The organism is Psychromonas sp., from assembly GCF_041586535.1.
In the GTDB taxonomy this organism is placed as follows: Bacteria; Pseudomonadota; Gammaproteobacteria; order Enterobacterales; family Psychromonadaceae; genus Psychromonas.
The window spans coordinates 1-15772 of the sequence record NZ_JBFGZY010000097.1 but is presented as its reverse complement, the minus strand read 5'-3'; the positions used below and the strand labels follow the sequence as shown (position 1 = coordinate 15772).

Below are 15772 nucleotides of genomic sequence, written 5' to 3'. Positions count from 1 at the left end.
CAGCCTTGAGCCGGGACTATGTGAAAGCGAATTCAGCCTGATACGCTTTAAAGGTGATCAGGATAAATATGATGCACTTTATAAAAATGCCAATGCGCTGCAACCCGAAGATATTGCCAACATTATTTTCTGGATCGCTGAGCAACCGGCACATATCAATATTAACAGCTTAGAGGTTATGCCAACGTCTCAAGCATGGGATAACTTTAAAGTCATTAGACAGTAATTTATGCCCATGTTACTGCAAAATGCTTTGTCAGACACGAGCTCGGAAACCAGATCAAGGCGCAACATGAGGTAATGGTTATTCCCTTTTCGATTGGTGCAACGTAGCGCTGGTTTTCGATCCCGAGCCCAGGAAGGCAAGTCAACTTGTACCAATCTGCGTTGTTATAAAATCTCTCTGTAGAATACTAAACTTCAATTTTATGTCTGGCATCTCGGCACAATTTGCCTTGCTGACTGTGCATCTTGAAGTATCATGCTCATATTGGACTGCAGACAAATATCAGGTTCAGACTTTTCATTTTGCAATTGTGATTAGTGCAGAAAAACATCCGTCCCCCACCAGCATATGCGCAGGTAAGGCTGGGTCTAGAGCACCATATAGTTTAAAAAAACGGCACCAACGAGAGCCCAAATAGCCTCAGGCAAGGCAAATTTTTGAAGATTTAGTGCGCTAAATCGAAAAAATTTAACGCAGCATTCGGTTATTTGGGCCTCGCCCTTCGGGAGCGCCTGAAAGTTGCCGATACTACGTTGTGTCAGCTTGAAATAGGTCACTACTCCTTCGCTAACACGCCTTGTCTGGGCAATTTTCAGTCTGCTCTGGTGTTCGCTTTTTATACTACATGGTGCTCTAGAGGCCCTAATAAGCCACACACATAGGTGTATTAGCCAGCGGGTCTGCTACGACTTTCGCTTCAAGCGAGAATACATCACGTAACAATTGTGCTGTAAAGACGTTATCGGGAGTGCCCTGTGCAACCACCCTTCCTTCCTGCATCACCACCAGGTTATCGCAATAACGACAGGCTTGATTAAGGTCATGCAATACAACAAGGACGGTTTTTCCTTTGGCTTTCATCGCCTGCATTAACTTCATCAATTCAATTTGATAAGAGAGATCTAAATAGGTTGTTGGCTCATCTAACATGACTAACTCTGTGTCCTGTGCAAGGACCATCGCAATCCATGCTCGTTGACGCTGCCCACCAGATAATGACGCCACAGGTTGCGTTGCAAACCCGCTAATTTGCGTCTCCTGCATCGCTTCCTCTACTCTTTTTTTATCGTCGCTGTTTAATCTGCCCCAATGTGAAAGATAGGGGGTGCGACCATACTCTACTAAGCGTTGCACGGAGATACCATCTGGCGTGATCAATACTTGTGGTAGTAGCGACATTTTTTGTGCCAATTGCTTATCGGCAAAACTGTTTAATGCCCGGTTATTGAGTAATACCTGCCCTGAACTCGCTTTATGCATACGTGCCAGCGCTTTCAAGAGCGTGGATTTACCACATCCATTGGGACCAATTAGAGCGGTAATTTCACCTGCTTTAAAAGTCAGGTTTAGCGCGTTGATAATGGTTTTATCGCCATATGATACTGTTAGGTTTTCAGTTGATATCATTACCAAGCCTTGTAGCGTTGCAGTAAAAAAATAAAATAAGGTGCACCGATTAACGAGGTTAATACTCCCGCCGGAAGCTCTAATGGAGGTTGTAAAGCGCGTGCTAACGTATCAGAAATAATTAACATCAATGCGCCCAGCAATGCAGAGCCGGGAATTAACAGTTTATGGTTATGCCCGAACAACATACGTGCAAGGTGAGGCGCTAATAAACCAATAAATGCGATAGTACCGGCGACGGCAACACTGATACTGGCGAGTATGACCGCCGTTAATAGGGCCATTAGTTGTAATTTAGAGGGGCGAATGCCTAATGATGTAGCGCTTTCTTCGCCTAATCCCATAACATCAAGACGCCATGCAAGCCAAAAAGCGAAGGGTAAAACCACCGCGAGTGTTGCCCAAATAATCGGTACTTGTGCCCAGTTTCGTCCCCACAGGCTGCCGGTTAGCCACACCATCGCAGTATTCATTTCAATTGGGTTTACAATGATTAAGAAGTCAATTCCACTAGATAAAAAAGTGCTAATAGCAACGCCAATCAACGCCAGTCTGATTGGTGTGGGACGGGTTTTATAAGCGATTAATAAGATGATGGCAGCTGTAACTAACCCCCCGGTGAGAGCAGTAAACAGTAACAGGTAAACGGGTGCTGCAGAATAAAAAACTAACAGGGCAGTGGCGGCTAAACCGGCACCGGCACTAATTCCCATTAAATCGGGAGAGGCAAGTGGATTACGAATCACACCTTGAATTAATGCGCCGGACAGCCCTAAGCCAGCCCCTACCCCCAGAGCGAGGAAAATTCTTGGCAGACGGTATTGGTTAATAATAAAGTCGTATTCACCTTGTGAGAATAGGGTATGAATAACATTCGCCATAATGATTTCAGACGCGCCAACGAATAAACTGGCAGCCGCAAATAACAATACTAAAAAACATAAAATAGGTAGCTTAACCGCATTCATTAGCATTTATTCCGAATCGTCAGGAAAACAAAGAAAGGGGTACCAATCAGCGCCGTGATCACACCAACAGGTGTTTCAGCGGGAAAGGCAATACCGCGTGACAAAGCATCAGCCCAGGCAATCAGACAGCTACCTAATAGCGCGCTAACGGGTATAAGTAAGAGAAAGTTATTACTGACTAACCTTCTGGCAATATGCGGTACGATAAGACCGACAAATCCAATAGGACCAACAACGGCAACACTGGATGCGCTGAGTAAAACAATGGCAGCACAGGCTAAACAGCGTGTTAGTCCTATATTAATCCCCAAACTGACGGCGACATCATTACCGAGTGCTAATAGGTTTAAGTTTTTAGCTACATACAGTGCCATTAACAACCCCAACACACTGCTTGGCCATAACGCGTGCCATTCCTGCCAGCTAATATTGGCAAGCGAGCCCGCTAACCAGGTGATCACACTAAAAGCACGGTCATCCGCCAGAATAACTGCCGCACGGGTGATACCGATTAAAAATGCATTAATGGCGATACCCGCCAAAATCAGTCTTAAAGGATTAGATCGTGCGGAGAAAAAACCACCTAAGAAAATAACTAAGCTTCCACTCACTACACCTCCGAATGCAGCTGCTAGTAAGCTCGGTACATCACCTAAAATATGCATACCAATACTGGATAACGCAATAAAACAGGCGGCACCTGAGTTCATGCCTAGTACGGAGGGAGAGGCCAGTGGGTTACGTGTTAAACCCTGCATTAATATTCCCGATACAGCCAGGTTTGCACCAATCAGCATGCCTGTTAATAATCTGGGAGTACGGATGCTCGATAGTATCTGTTGCTCGATGCTGCTGTTATCAAAATGGAATAAGTAAGCGTATAGATGGGTGAAATTTAGCGGCAAACTTGACCATGCTGTTAATGAATAGCTAACCCCTAATACTAAAAAAACAGATGCGCTCAAAAACGTAACGTAATGATGAATAGAGAGAGGCATAATCAGTGGTTTTACCTTTGTAGGGCACAATAATAAAAAATCAACATAAGCTGTCGATTGACCATTTTATTTTAATCGCAAATGATAATCAATATCAAAAACATCAAATTAAAGCACTCACCTTGCAAATGATAATAATTACCAATACCATTCGCATTTGAATCCGGTCACCACTTGAGTGAGGCAGTTATACCCGAATATTGTATGCAGAAGGCCGTAAACGGATTTTTTATCAACCTAAACTACAACAAAGAGCAGCCACAATGAAATTTACTATTAATCCCGTAACCCAAAGTCTTGTCGTGATTTTAGGACTAACCTCCTATGCCTATGCTGAAGAAGCGATAGAGCTTGACTCTATGGTGGTGGTTGGTCAGCAAAACTCTTACCTGAATCCGGACGTGAGTACGGCAACCAAAAGCTATGTCGATCCATTAGATACGCCGCAGACGGTTAACGTTATTAACCAACAATTTTTACAAGATATTCGTGCGGAATCATTGGAAGATGCTTACGGTTACACCACTGGGTTGAGTCGTTCTGGCAATAATGCGGATAGTTTTAGTTTACGCGGCATTGATGCAAATCTTAATACTATTCAAGTCAATGGCTTGCCCGGCCTGGCGTCTCGCTTTGGCTCACCAACAACAGCCAATATTGAACAAATAGAAATATTGAAAGGGCCTGCTTCAATTATGTATGGGCAGATTCAACCGGGTGGTTTAATTAATATTGTGACAAAAAAGCCGCAAGCTAATTCAGCGCTAACTTACGATATTTCGACACGATCTTATGCAACTGATGTGAGTAACTTTGGCAATGATAATGGTTTTACCGGCACAGTCGATGCGACAGGTCCGTTAAATGACGATAAAACGTGGTTATATCGTTTTATCGTGAGTGCAGAAGACAGTGATTCCTATAGACAGGATATTGATGAACAGAATTATTACCTTTTCCCAACCTTAACTTATGTGCCGAATGATCGCACAGACATTACTTTTGGCTTAGAGTTACAATCTGAAAAACGTGTTGCAGACGATGGTTTAGCCGTGTTAGACCACGATATAAGTCAAATTTCATCGATAGACACACATTACCAATCTGCCGATGATAGCGATGAAGACAATGGCGTTGTTGCCTTTGCAACTTTTAATACTATGGCGACAGATGATTTTGATGTTACCGTTGATTGGCGAAGTGTTTGGCATGAAGATAACCGTTCATTTTATGAAACAAGAGACGTGGATAACGGCACTGATACTGTGACTTTACGTGATCGCAACAATGATAATGCACGCCAATACCATTTTGCTGATGCTAGAACGACAGGTAGCTTATGGTGGGGGGCAGTAGAGCATCAACTCTTACTGGGTATTAACCTTGGTTATGAACAAAAAGATTTTAGACGTCAAACCGATGCAACAAGCAGTGTTGATTTTTATAATCCGGAGGATTTAACTGGCCGAACCGGAGGATATAGTAGTTTAAATCATCGTATTACTGACTATATGAACTACGCGGCTTATCTTCAAGATACTATCTACCTGAATGATTCCTGGACGTTAATGACTGGTTTGCGTTATGCACGTCAAGACGCTGATTTTGAAAGAGTAGACACAGGTTTCACGTCCTCGAGTTCAAGCGATGCTTTTGTTTCTCAAGGCGGTGTGGTGTACCACTTGACTGAAGCAACTTCGCTATACATGAGTTATGGGGAAAGCTTTAACCCTAATAGTATCGAAGATACCGATGCCGATGGAGAAACCTTTGAGCCAGAAAGAGGTCGCCAATATGAAGTAGGTACCAAAACAGACCTGTTTAATGATAAAACCAATTTATCCGTTGCTTACTTCGATATTAAAAAGACTAACGTGGTTGCAGAGGACCTGCTCACTGGTGAAAATGAGTTATTAGGTGGCGTTAAGAGCACGGGTGTGGAGGTTGAATTATTAATGATGCCAATGGAAAACTGGCAGGTTAAATTAGGTTATGCTTATGTTGATGCGAGAATTACGGATAATCCTGATGAAAATATAGAGGGAAATCGTACCCCGGCAAGCGCATTACATGACGCTTACTTTTGGACGAAATATAACTTCCCGTACAAAATTGCTAACGGTATCGTAGGGACAACTCTGGGCGCTAATTATGAAAGCTCTCGCTATACCGATGAGGACTCAACGGAGCGTGTTGAATTACCTGGTTATACAACCTTTGATGTTGGTCTTCATTATGAGATTGAGCAATATCGTGCATCGCTCAATGTTGAAAATTTATTTGATAAAACCTATTACGTTGGTGGCTCGGACGATAGTAGTATTTATGCTGGCGATCCTCGTAACATCACCCTTAGCTTATCGGGTAAATTCTGATTATGTCCAAGCTCGGTTATAAGCGTTTAGTATGTACGTTAATACTGATTTGTAGAGTGATTTCAGCGCAAGCCAGTATTGAGGTTAAACATCAATTAGGGACTTTGCTCTTACCTGAAGCGCCTAAACGAATTGTGGTATTAGAATACTCTTTTATTGATGCTTTGGCTGCCATCGGTGTTTCACCGATTGGCGTTGCCGATGATTTAGATTCGGGACGTATTATTCCCGAGGTCCGGGATTTAATCGAACCGTGGACCTCCGTAGGTCTCCGGTCACAGCCAAGCTTAGAGCTGATTGCGCGATTGAAACCTGAGCTGATTATCGGCGATGTTGGACGCCATCGGGTCAGTTATGAAGATCTTTCTAAAATAGCGCCTACTATCTTACTGAAAAGCCGTGGTGAAAGTTATTTAGATGCCTTGGCATCAGCAACAATAATTGCTAAAGCGGTAGGTAAAGAGCAAGCTATGTTGGCTCGTATTACACAGCACAAGCAAATAATGGACAGCTATCGGGTACGATTTGCCAGTACTGACACGATTCAATTCAGCACAGTGAATGAACGCGGTATGTGGATGCATGGACCGTTGTCATTTACGGGTAGTTTATTTAATTATCTTGGGTTAAAAACTGCATTGCCTGATTTACAGGACACGCACCTAATACAAGCTAATTTAGAGGTGCTACTGCGTGTGAATCCGGATTGGCTTTTTTATGTGCGTAGTAAGCCCGTGACGGTACTTGAGAGTTGGCAGCAAAACCCGTTATTTCAGCTGCTAAAAATCGGTAAAACGGGACAGATGGTAGAGGTACCTTCCGCGCTTTGGTCACTTAACCGTGGAATGCTCGCAGCAGAAGGGATTGCGGAAGCGTTAGATAAAATATTTAATAGGACTGCTAAATAACCTCAGTCCTGAATAATGGAATTGCAATTCCCTTTAATATCAATATATTAAATATTTACAATTATACCAAAGAAATTAATGAAGTGATCAAGTATTGCGCAGGAAAAATTAACACTCACAAGGTGTGAGTTGCAGGAAGTAGTTATTCTCCTTTCACAAAATCGTATGGAACGATTTTGAGCAGCTTTAGCTGACCACGAAGTGGTGAAGAACAGGACTTTCTGAATAAAACTCACAACGCAGTTAGGGATAATTTTAACCAGCAAGGGTAGTCAGTTTTTTATTTCCTTTGGTATTATACAGTGCTGTTAGTTTTGTGTAGTTCAAGGCAAATCATCGAAGCAATAGCTGGCTATTGGGTGATGATTTAACACAGTATGCGACCATTTGAGCCTCGCCCTACGGGAGCGCCTAAAAATAGCTCATTCTGTGTTGTGTCAGTTCGAAAGAGAGCTCTACTCCTTCGCTAACACGCCTTGTGCCAGAGCGATTTTCAGTCGACTCTGGTGTTCGTTTTTAAACGACATGGCGTTCTACATAAATAATCAACCATTAACTACCAATGACACCGCCGTTATCTTTTGTGATCATAACAATCGTTGAACGTGGCTTATTGTCTCCACCAGCAGGATAATGACCTGTAGGGTGTTGAATACCGACAAACATGGTTTTTTGGTCTTCAGAAAAAGCCAGACCGGTAACTTCACAGCCAATTGGACCGGTTAAGAAGCGACGAACTTCACCTGTTTCAGGGTCGCCACATAACATTTGGTTGTTACCCTGGCCGGCATAATCACCTTCATTTGAGTAATTACCATCTGTTTGAATCCATAGACGGCCTGCTTTATCAAAACCAAGTCCATCAGGGCTATTGAACATATTGTCTTTATTAATGTTCGCGCTGCCCGCATATAAATCACCTTGATGTACGGTCGGATTACCAGCAATTAAGTAAAGATCCCATTGAAATGTTGCACTGCTGTGGTCATTATTGGTTGGTAACCAACGCACAATTTGACCGTAGTTGTTTTTAGCGCGTGGATTAGGCCCGCCAACGTCTTGACCTTCCTGGCCACGGTTTTTATTGTTAGTCAATGTACAGAAAACATGCTTTTTATCAGGATGAACAGCAACCCATTCAGGCCTATCCATTGTTGTCGCACCAACCTGTGTTGCCGCGCGGCGGGCAAAAATAACTACTTCTGCCTGGCTGTTAAAACCATTTTCTTTAGTCAGGCCATTTTTACCGTAAGTTAATTCTAACCACTCACCGTCGCCTTCTAATTTATCTTTTTCCATTTTAAATTTAGCAACATACAGTGTGCCTTCATCTAATAGTTTACGGTTTGCACTGTCATTTCCCGGCTGGTATTTATGCTTAGTCACAAATTTGTATAAATGTTCACCACGCTCATCATCGCCCAGGTAAACCACTACATGGCCGTCATTATTAACAATTAATGCCGCATTTTCATGTTTGAAACGCCCTAAAGCGGTACGTTTAACCGGCGTTGATGTTGGGTTTTTAGGGTCAATTTCGACTACCCAGCCAAAACGGTTTGCTTCATTGGGATTAACAGCTAAATCAAAGCGAGGATCATGTTTATGCCAATTGTACCCACTGCCATCGGCTGTGATACCGTAACGCTTGAAATCGTCATTTAATGTCACTGCTTTATCTGAGCCGAACATGCCATCAAAGTTTTCTTCACAGGTTAAATAAGTCCCCCATGGGGTTTGACCATTTGCACAGTTATTGATTGTGCCTAGTACTTTTGTGCCTGTTGGGTCAGCTTTCGTTTTTAATAAATCATGGCCGGCAGCAGGGCCTGAAATTTGCATTTCAGTATTGGCGGTAATGCGACGGTTCATTTTTCCATTTTTATCCATTGACCATTTACCGTCTTTTCTGACTAGTTCGACAATAGTTACACCTAATGCTGCCTGTGCTTTCTTAACGTCATCGGCTGTTAACGCTTTACCGCCGTCAGAAAATAAAAACTCATAGTTAGTATATTCATTGTTTATCGCAAGTAGTGCATGATCGTTTGATAATTGGAATAAACTCATGCCATCAGTGTTATCACCAAACTGCATGGCTTGTGCTTTTGAATCTTGTTTGCCATCTGCATTAAATGCTGGTGCATTGGCAAAAATCGGGTCACCCCAAGACATTAAATTACCTGTGCTGTAGCCCTTTGGCACCACGACGGTATCACTTGTTGAAGTAGGGATAGCAGTGAAGTTTAATAGTTTACTTTCCATGCCTGCAGCCATCGCTTTAGCCACTGGATTTAATGCTAAAAATGCACCCGCGCCTGCTACAGCAGTACCTAATAAGAAACCTCGGCGTGACAGGCGAGCATTAATCATGTTACTAAAATCACTTTCTTTATCTAATAAATCTGTCATATTTTGCCTTATTAATTGGGTCGGGAGGAGAATACTCCCATAGACTAAATAAGATATATGACAAAGGTATGACGTTGATTTATTTTTTCTCAAAAATTTTTTTGACGCATTAAAAAAGAAGCCAAATGGTCAGGTCTTTTGTTTTTAAAAAGATATAAAGTTTGCCTGGTCAGCCTTTCTTTCCTTTTCTGTATCACTTCGTTTGGCTTGAATCAGCAGGTTACGCGGGGTAGTTTGGAAATCACAAAACGTGGACAGTTTAATATGATAGCCCGCTTCTTCAAGGCTTAAAGCACGATCATAAACTAACCAGAGCTCCAAAGGTCTACGGAAAAACTGTGTCACCAACTCGGTACGACGTACCATCTTAAGGCGTTTCAACCCCTGCGCCAGAAAAGGCTGTAAATCATCAGGTAAAGTGAATGGCAGCCGCTTTAGATCAACCGCCCACTGACAAAAATCTTTAAAAGACTGATTCAACAAAACCTTCGGGAAGCTTGGAAGCGTTAAGTATGCCTTTGTTTGTAATAGTTCTTTTTGCAAACAGTCAAAACTCAACCGCCAATGCACTTCAATGTCATTCAATCGTTTCTGACGTTCACCTGAGGTTACCTGCTGCGCGATGGAAAACTTTAAATCCTGGCGGCTTAAAGTTAGTGTCGATTGCTTTGCCGTCTCTGATAATGGTTGATAAATCTCATCTGTAATTAAGTGGTAACAGCAGGGGCTAAAGGTTAACTGCTCGGTTTGTTTTATTTTTACCTGCTCAATAAGGTGGACATGCAAATCACCACAAGCATGCAGGGAAACTGCATGTTGCTTTTCCGTCACCAGTGAATCTGCCTCTCCAATTAATACGTTCGCTTGCTGGAATTGCTGCGGCACCTGACTTTTATCCGCAAGTGACTGACCAGCATCACAAAGGCTTTTCTGCCATTCTACCGAAGTGATCGGGTTGTTATTTTGAAAAGCAAGCAACCGCCCTAAATGACCTTTTCCCGCACACCACTCCAATACCGGAATTCCCCCTGTTACTTGCGCTGAAAATTGGCTGATCTGCGACCACTTTCGTCCTTTTATCCCGTTAGATAACCAACAAGGATAAGCAGGCTGTGTATCCTCAGTAATATCAGCAACAGCAAATAACGGGTCGTTTAACAAGCGCAACTCAGGCAATAATGGCAGTAAGCTTGAATAAAAATCATCAGGGTTTTGCAGATAATCAGCAAGCTGCTGATCATCAATGCCTTCAAGCAGCGCCACTAATTGAGGAGAAGTTTCAGCCCAGGGATAATCCAGCATCGGAAAAACAGAAAAATGCCAGTAATCTTGTAGATCAGTAAGATAAGCATCTAGCTTTAGAAAGGATTGTTTATTCACAAGAACTTGGTTTATGGTAATTAAGTCAGGGGCAAAACAATACCATAAAGCCACGCAAATCCCCCCTATTTTTTAGAATAGCCACAGGAAAAATTCTGCCGATAATACGTAGACCTTTGATACAAAAAATCCTTAGATTGGAGGAACCAATAGGGTCAGGTCTTGTCTTTTGCTTTATTAATTTAATTGACTAGGTTTGAATAGTGAACCAATAGGGTCAGGTCTTGTCTTTTGCTTTATTAATTTAATTGACTAGGTTTGTATATAAACAAAATAGCTGGAGAGTATTATGAGTCGGCCTTTACGCTTGGAGTTTGCAGGGGCACTTTACCACGTCACTTCTCGTGGAAATGAAAGAAAGACTATTTATCACCAAGAAGATGACTTTGATCTTTTTTTGAAGATATTAAGCGATGTCTGTGAACAATTTAATTGGGTTATTCATGCGTATTGCTTAATGACAAATCATTACCACTTCTTAGTTGAAACGCCAGATGCTAATTTGAGCAAAGGGATGCGTCAACTCAACGGTGTTTTTACGCAATCGATAAATCGAAAGCACCATAGAGTAGGCCATTTATTTCAAGGCCGCTATAAAGCAATACTTGTTGATAAAGACGCTTACTTACTTGAACTCTGCCGCTATATTATACTTAATCCTGTTCGCGCAAGAATGGTTGATTCCCCCAGTGAATGGTTATGGAGTAGCTGGCATAACATGGTCGGAAGTAAAACGTCTCCCCCTTGGTTAGCGACAGATGCATTATTACAATTATTTTCTTCTAATAGAAAACAAGCAATCGGTGAATACGTGCAGTTTGTTGAAGAGGGAAGAAATGCAACTATTTGGGATAATTTACAACATCAAGTGTTTTTAGGGGCTGATGATTTTGTCGAGAAGTATCAACCTTTGCAAAATGAACGATTTGGTGACTTGGAAGAGATACCTCTGAAACAGCGCCGAAGCAGCCCGTTGACTTTGCAACAATACCAAGCACAATCAACATCCCGTAATGAAGCAATAATGCTCGCGTATAAATCGGGCGGTTACACATTAAAAGAAATTGGAGAGTATTTTGGCCTTCATTACTCCCGAGTTAGCCGTGTTGTGGCAAAAGGCAAGACCTGACCCTTGCCTTTTCTTAAACGCTTTGTTCCAGATAAGGCGTCGGCTGCGCGACACCCAACCTTATTAGTTATACAGCCTTACTTCACCAGTTTTGACACGTAGGGTATATTCCTAAATTTATCCTGCCAAGGTAAGCCATAGCCAACAAGCAAATCATCATTGGGCATTTCATAAGCAAAATATTGATCGACAGGAATATCAACTCGACCTGGTTTAACAAACAGCGTGGCTATTGATAACGATTTAACCTCATAGTTATCTGATAAGTGCTTAATCAAACGCTTCATTGTGCCGCCTGATTCAATTGCATCGTCAATGACAATAACATCCTTACCTTTAATGCTTATATTCTGGTGATAAACTATTTCTGAGGAGTTATTACTATCACCAGGAGTATGAGGACAAGAAATATAATCCATGCAGAGATCAAAAGTTAACTCACGCACTAAATCAGCCGTGAATAAAATTCCCCCCGGAACAACGCAAATAATCACTGCGTTATGGAATTGCGCATTGAGTTTTTCCGCAACAATTTTAACGCCTTCCTGAATCTGTTGTTTGCTCAATACTAATTCGCCGACATGTTTATTTTTCATTGAAATCCTCACTCTGATTTGCAGAATCTGTTAGCTATTGAGCTTTCCAGGTAGTGAATTTTTTATCAGTACTCTCACAAGGCTGCAAACTTGCAACTCGCCACATATGACTTGGACCAGAAGCTTCTAAGCTTGTGCTTCCCGCCGCCAGACATAAATTCGAATTATTCAGCATAATTTGCCCGGATGAAAGAATCTTCAGGTTTTGCATTGTACCGCCATCACACTCACGCAGCATAAGGGCTGATCCTGGCAGTGCCATATTTCCAGACGCACTTACTGTTAGACACCTATTGTACTCCGGCATCTTTAGCGTACTTCCCTCAACAACAAATTCCTGATCGGGCGAGTCGGGTTTACATGTATGCACCTGAACTGGATCATCTATCTTTAAGTGGTCTCCCCAGCCGGCAACATCGAGACAGTAGAATTCTGGCTCATCAAGCTGGTCCGCCAGTTTGAGCATAAAAGTATCGGCACTGTAAGCCGAAGTAGTCATCAGTAAGCTGGCTAATATCGCATAAAAAAATTTGTTCATTATTTTTACCCTCTGAGATTAAAATTTGATAAATGCTAACACCGTGTTTACCGGCGGACAAGTTGCTGCTATTTTTGCTGTCTTTTGTTTTTGAAAACTGCGACAACTGTATCAAGTCCGAGTGCATTTGCCCTGTTAGCCTATCTGTGATTTAAGCTGCTGTTTTCTTTGCTCACCGATTTCATTCCAATGTTTGCCAACCAAGGCTCCTTCAAATGAATACAAATAGTAACAAACCGGCAACGTTTCATCTGGATAGATCTCCTTGAGCATCCGATACGCCTCAGCCGCCCCAACCAGCCTTAGCTCGTCTTCTGAGAAAATCCCGACCTTATTCAGTCGACCGGCAATTTTATTGCCGATATTTTTGAGGTGAGTAAGGTCTTTATTCCGGGACATAATCACTCTGATATTCTTCGGTTGGCTCAAAAGACTGAACAATGTCCAAATAAACGCCGTTAGGATCCTCGATACAGAAGTGTCGCTGCCCCCAGTCTTCCGATCGCAATTCAAGCACGATATCAAGCGATTTCGATTTAGCTGCTGCGAATGCGGCATCTGCGTCTTCTACTTCCAAGCTGAAAATGACACCTTCGCCAGAATATGGTTTTTGAAATACTGGTGGTTGAGTGGGTTGATCTGGCAACATAAAACCAAGCTGAACGCCTGTCTTCGAAACCAGATGAATATACCAATCACCCGAGAAGACAACATTAAAGCCAAGGTTTTCTGTGTAGAAGGATTTCGCTGCATCAAGATCCTTGACGATAAATACAGGAAATGAGTTTTTTGGTTCAATCATCTGTGATACCTCCTCTTTACGGCCAGCGCCCCAATCACGCTTTGGGTCGCATTGCATTGGTTTGTTAGCCAATTTTTTGAATCCGGAATCGAATTTAGGAATGCACAGTATGCTACCAAAGGGTAGTTTTAAGTTGGAGTTTACCGACTTGCATAAGCATTCCAAGCTCATCACGAGATACCCACTCTTCAGCAATTTTCCCGTTTTCAAAGCGAAGTATTACCATTGCATCCCAATGTATTGTTTTTCCGCGGACATCAAAATTACCAATTCTGCTTCGAAAGAGTGCTTTATCGGAAGAATAAGTCAGTTGGTGACTTAATCTCACAAATACGCGATCGCCAGAGGAAAAAATGTCATGGATTGTTGTCTTGAAGGTATGGGGTGAGAGTGCTGATTTAAACAACGGTTGAATTTTACTAAGATTGGATAGTATCCCCTCAGGTCTGTGCATCATAATATCTGCAGTAAACAACTCGTTCATAATATCAAACTGTTTTCCGTCGAGGACATCTTGAAAATATCGTTGCGCTATCGATTTATTGTGCTCTTCTACGGAGGGTGAAGGGGTTTGCTGTTCAGCCTGACACGGACTTACACTAAACAGAAATACACTCAATAAGGTAATAAATATAACCTGCTTTAGATTTTCCATTATTGCCTCCTACGATGTTCAGCTAACGCCCGCATAAGGGGAGCAAAAATCAAATTAACCGCCGCGTAGTTTTGCTGTCCCAGCGAGCCTGCGAGTGACTTGATGCGCTTGTTAACCCTTTGCCGAAAAAGACTCATGGTAAGTAACATTTCCTTGAGGTAAATCACCTTTAAATACCAAAACTTGGAAATATTCAGGTGGCACACCTGGAAGTACTAAACCATCTCTAGGTTTAAAGCCAAAACGATGATAATAGTTTGGCTCTCCAAGTAATACGCAACCTTTAGCTTTTATATTCTTTAACTCTTGAATAGCTGCATTCATAAGCTTTGAGCCAATACCTTCACCCTGCTTGTTGGGAAGAACTGAGATTGGACCAAGACCATACCAACTATCTGCACTGTCAGAAATAGTAACAGGAGAAAGCGCCACATGCCCAACGACATTGCCTTCATCTTCGGCAACCAGTGAAATTGATAATGCACCTGATTCACGAAGTGCTTTAACAATAAACTGCTCCGTATGATCGGTGTGTGGCGCTTCAAGAAATGCGGCAACAGTAATCTCATGAATGCAGTGAGCATCCCCTGGTTGTTCTTTTCGAATACTAATACTCAATCGGATATCTCCTTGAGGGTTAACGCCTGAGTTCACGGGCACTTTTGTAGCGAAGGCGAAACCGTAGCGGAAAAAGTGTCCCGTGCAGCGATTTGTTATGTAAGGTGAACATCAATAAATTGGATATAATCAATATCATTAGACACCTCACCTTCTAACCTGCTATTTTGAATTTACCTTATTTATCTAGTTTCTCTGGCAGCATACGTGTTAGCGTATCGTCTTTTTGCACGAAGTGATGGTATAGCGCTGCGCCAGTATGAATAGCAATTAGAATCCAAAGAACCCAGGAACCACTAATGTCTTTATGGAAAAAATCCCATTTCTTTTCCCAGACATCCCATTCGGTATTGAACAATTCTAAAATCCACTGCCCTATCCCGGTGTCACGAAATGTGGGTATCTGAAAAATTCCATAGTCAATTGAACCACCGAAGCCAAACCATCCTGAAATTGGCATTGCAAACATAAAGAAATAAAGAATCCAATGCATCCAGTGAGCACTTCTGCGTTGCCATTTTGGCATTACTGGCATTTCGGGTTGAGTGTTCATCAGTCTCCACACAATGCGAAAAGAAGCCCAAGCGAGTACGCTAAAACCTATGGCTGCATGTATATTCAGACTAGGACGGAATAGTGAATCTCCTTCGTCTAAAAACCACATTTTATAATATACGATCACATAGGCTGCCAGAATACAAAAGGCTACCAACCAGTGAAACCATTTGGCAATACTGCCATAAGTTTTTTCGGTATTTTT

Annotated in this window: 15 protein-coding genes and 1 pseudogene; 4 read left to right on the top strand and 12 right to left on the bottom strand. The window is 42.2% G+C overall.

Going from position 1 to position 15772, the window contains the following annotated elements:
- Positions 1-226 (top strand): annotated as a pseudogene (locus ABZA00_RS11615) (NAD(P)-dependent oxidoreductase); the annotation flags it as partial.
- Positions 227-868: 642 nt separating this feature from the next.
- Here ABZA00_RS11615 and fecE read toward each other — a convergent pair.
- From fecE to ABZA00_RS11600, 3 genes are read right to left on the bottom strand one after another with little or no spacing between them, the layout of a single operon-like run.
- Positions 869-1633, bottom strand: coding sequence for a Fe(3+) dicitrate ABC transporter ATP-binding protein FecE (fecE, locus tag ABZA00_RS11610; protein WP_372882332.1), 765 nt, complete (start codon positions 1631-1633; stop codon positions 869-871).
- Complete coding sequence (locus ABZA00_RS11605; protein WP_372882331.1) at positions 1633-2601, bottom strand: FecCD family ABC transporter permease; 969 nt, start codon at positions 2599-2601, stop codon at positions 1633-1635. Before ABZA00_RS11605 ends, fecE begins: the two co-directional genes overlap by 1 nt.
- Positions 2601-3599, bottom strand: a complete 999-nt coding sequence (locus ABZA00_RS11600; RefSeq protein ID WP_372882330.1) for a FecCD family ABC transporter permease — start codon at positions 3597-3599, stop codon at positions 2601-2603. Before ABZA00_RS11600 ends, ABZA00_RS11605 begins: the two co-directional genes overlap by 1 nt.
- Positions 3600-3862: 263 nt before the next feature.
- Here ABZA00_RS11600 and ABZA00_RS11595 point away from each other — a divergent pair, with 263 nt between their 5' ends.
- Together ABZA00_RS11595 and ABZA00_RS11590 are read left to right on the top strand one after the other, a co-directional pair.
- Positions 3863-5974, top strand: a complete 2112-nt coding sequence (locus tag ABZA00_RS11595) for a TonB-dependent siderophore receptor (RefSeq protein WP_372882329.1) — start codon at positions 3863-3865, stop codon at positions 5972-5974.
- Between the two features lie 2 nt (positions 5975-5976).
- Positions 5977-6882: a Fe(3+) dicitrate ABC transporter substrate-binding protein gene (locus ABZA00_RS11590; protein WP_372882328.1), complete on the top strand. Its 906-nt coding sequence runs from the start codon at positions 5977-5979 to the stop codon at positions 6880-6882.
- A 552-nt stretch (positions 6883-7434) separates the two neighbouring features.
- Here the strand turns inward: ABZA00_RS11590 and ABZA00_RS11585 are convergent.
- Both ABZA00_RS11585 and ABZA00_RS11580 read right to left on the bottom strand, forming a co-directional pair.
- Complete coding sequence (locus tag ABZA00_RS11585; RefSeq protein WP_372882327.1) at positions 7435-9294, bottom strand: PhoX family phosphatase; 1860 nt, start codon at positions 9292-9294, stop codon at positions 7435-7437.
- Positions 9295-9438: 144 nt separating this feature from the next.
- On the bottom strand, positions 9439-10674 hold the full coding sequence (locus ABZA00_RS11580) for a methyltransferase (protein WP_372882326.1): 1236 nt from the start codon (positions 10672-10674) through the stop codon (positions 9439-9441).
- 289 nt (positions 10675-10963) lie between these two features.
- On the opposite strand from ABZA00_RS11580, the gene ABZA00_RS11575 reads away from it, so the two are divergent.
- Positions 10964-11803 carry a transposase gene (locus ABZA00_RS11575; RefSeq protein ID WP_372882325.1) on the top strand — a complete coding sequence of 280 codons (840 nt, stop codon included), beginning with the start codon at positions 10964-10966 and terminating at the stop codon, positions 11801-11803.
- Between the two features lie 77 nt (positions 11804-11880).
- On the opposite strand, the gene ABZA00_RS11570 is transcribed toward ABZA00_RS11575, so the two are convergent.
- The 7 genes from ABZA00_RS11570 to ABZA00_RS11540 form a co-directional block, all read right to left on the bottom strand.
- Positions 11881-12399, bottom strand: a complete 519-nt coding sequence (locus ABZA00_RS11570) for a phosphoribosyltransferase (protein WP_372882324.1) — start codon at positions 12397-12399, stop codon at positions 11881-11883.
- Positions 12400-12433: 34 nt separating this feature from the next.
- The gene (locus ABZA00_RS11565) at positions 12434-12937 is read right to left on the bottom strand and encodes an RICIN domain-containing protein (RefSeq protein ID WP_372882323.1); all 504 of its coding nucleotides are present in this window, start codon (positions 12935-12937) and stop codon (positions 12434-12436) included.
- 135 nt (positions 12938-13072) lie between these two features.
- The gene (locus ABZA00_RS11560) at positions 13073-13336 is read right to left on the bottom strand and encodes a TfoX/Sxy family protein (RefSeq protein ID WP_372882322.1); all 264 of its coding nucleotides are present in this window, start codon (positions 13334-13336) and stop codon (positions 13073-13075) included.
- Positions 13323-13739 carry a VOC family protein gene (locus ABZA00_RS11555; RefSeq protein WP_372882321.1) on the bottom strand — a complete coding sequence of 139 codons (417 nt, stop codon included), beginning with the start codon at positions 13737-13739 and terminating at the stop codon, positions 13323-13325. The genes ABZA00_RS11560 and ABZA00_RS11555 overlap by 14 nt, the downstream gene beginning before the upstream one ends.
- Positions 13740-13851: 112 nt before the next feature.
- Positions 13852-14394: an ester cyclase gene (locus ABZA00_RS11550; RefSeq protein ID WP_372882320.1), complete on the bottom strand. Its 543-nt coding sequence runs from the start codon at positions 14392-14394 to the stop codon at positions 13852-13854.
- A gap of 111 nt (positions 14395-14505) precedes the next feature.
- Positions 14506-15012 (bottom strand): GNAT family N-acetyltransferase, encoded by a 507-nt coding sequence (locus ABZA00_RS11545; protein ID WP_372882319.1) that lies wholly within the window; start codon positions 15010-15012, stop codon positions 14506-14508.
- 178 nt (positions 15013-15190) lie between these two features.
- Positions 15191-15772: cytochrome b (locus ABZA00_RS11540; RefSeq protein WP_372882318.1), on the bottom strand; the 582-nt coding region annotated here is incomplete at its 5' end.

Coding starts and splice junctions, on each gene's coding strand:
- fecE (WP_372882332.1), bottom strand. CDS start 1,633: ATGATATCAACTGAAAACCTAACAGTATCATATGGCGATAAAACCATT.
- ABZA00_RS11605 (WP_372882331.1), bottom strand. CDS start 2,601: ATGAATGCGGTTAAGCTACCTATTTTATGTTTTTTAGTATTGTTATTT.
- ABZA00_RS11600 (WP_372882330.1), bottom strand. CDS start 3,599: ATGCCTCTCTCTATTCATCATTACGTTACGTTTTTGAGCGCATCTGTT.
- ABZA00_RS11595 (WP_372882329.1), top strand. CDS start 3,863: ATGAAATTTACTATTAATCCCGTAACCCAAAGTCTTGTCGTGATTTTA.
- ABZA00_RS11590 (WP_372882328.1), top strand. CDS start 5,977: ATGTCCAAGCTCGGTTATAAGCGTTTAGTATGTACGTTAATACTGATT.
- ABZA00_RS11585 (WP_372882327.1), bottom strand. CDS start 9,294: ATGACAGATTTATTAGATAAAGAAAGTGATTTTAGTAACATGATTAAT.
- ABZA00_RS11575 (WP_372882325.1), top strand. CDS start 10,964: ATGAGTCGGCCTTTACGCTTGGAGTTTGCAGGGGCACTTTACCACGTC.
- ABZA00_RS11570 (WP_372882324.1), bottom strand. CDS start 12,399: ATGAAAAATAAACATGTCGGCGAATTAGTATTGAGCAAACAACAGATT.
- ABZA00_RS11565 (WP_372882323.1), bottom strand. CDS start 12,937: ATGAACAAATTTTTTTATGCGATATTAGCCAGCTTACTGATGACTACT.
- ABZA00_RS11560 (WP_372882322.1), bottom strand. CDS start 13,336: ATGTCCCGGAATAAAGACCTTACTCACCTCAAAAATATCGGCAATAAA.
- ABZA00_RS11555 (WP_372882321.1), bottom strand. CDS start 13,739: ATGATTGAACCAAAAAACTCATTTCCTGTATTTATCGTCAAGGATCTT.
- ABZA00_RS11550 (WP_372882320.1), bottom strand. CDS start 14,394: ATGGAAAATCTAAAGCAGGTTATATTTATTACCTTATTGAGTGTATTT.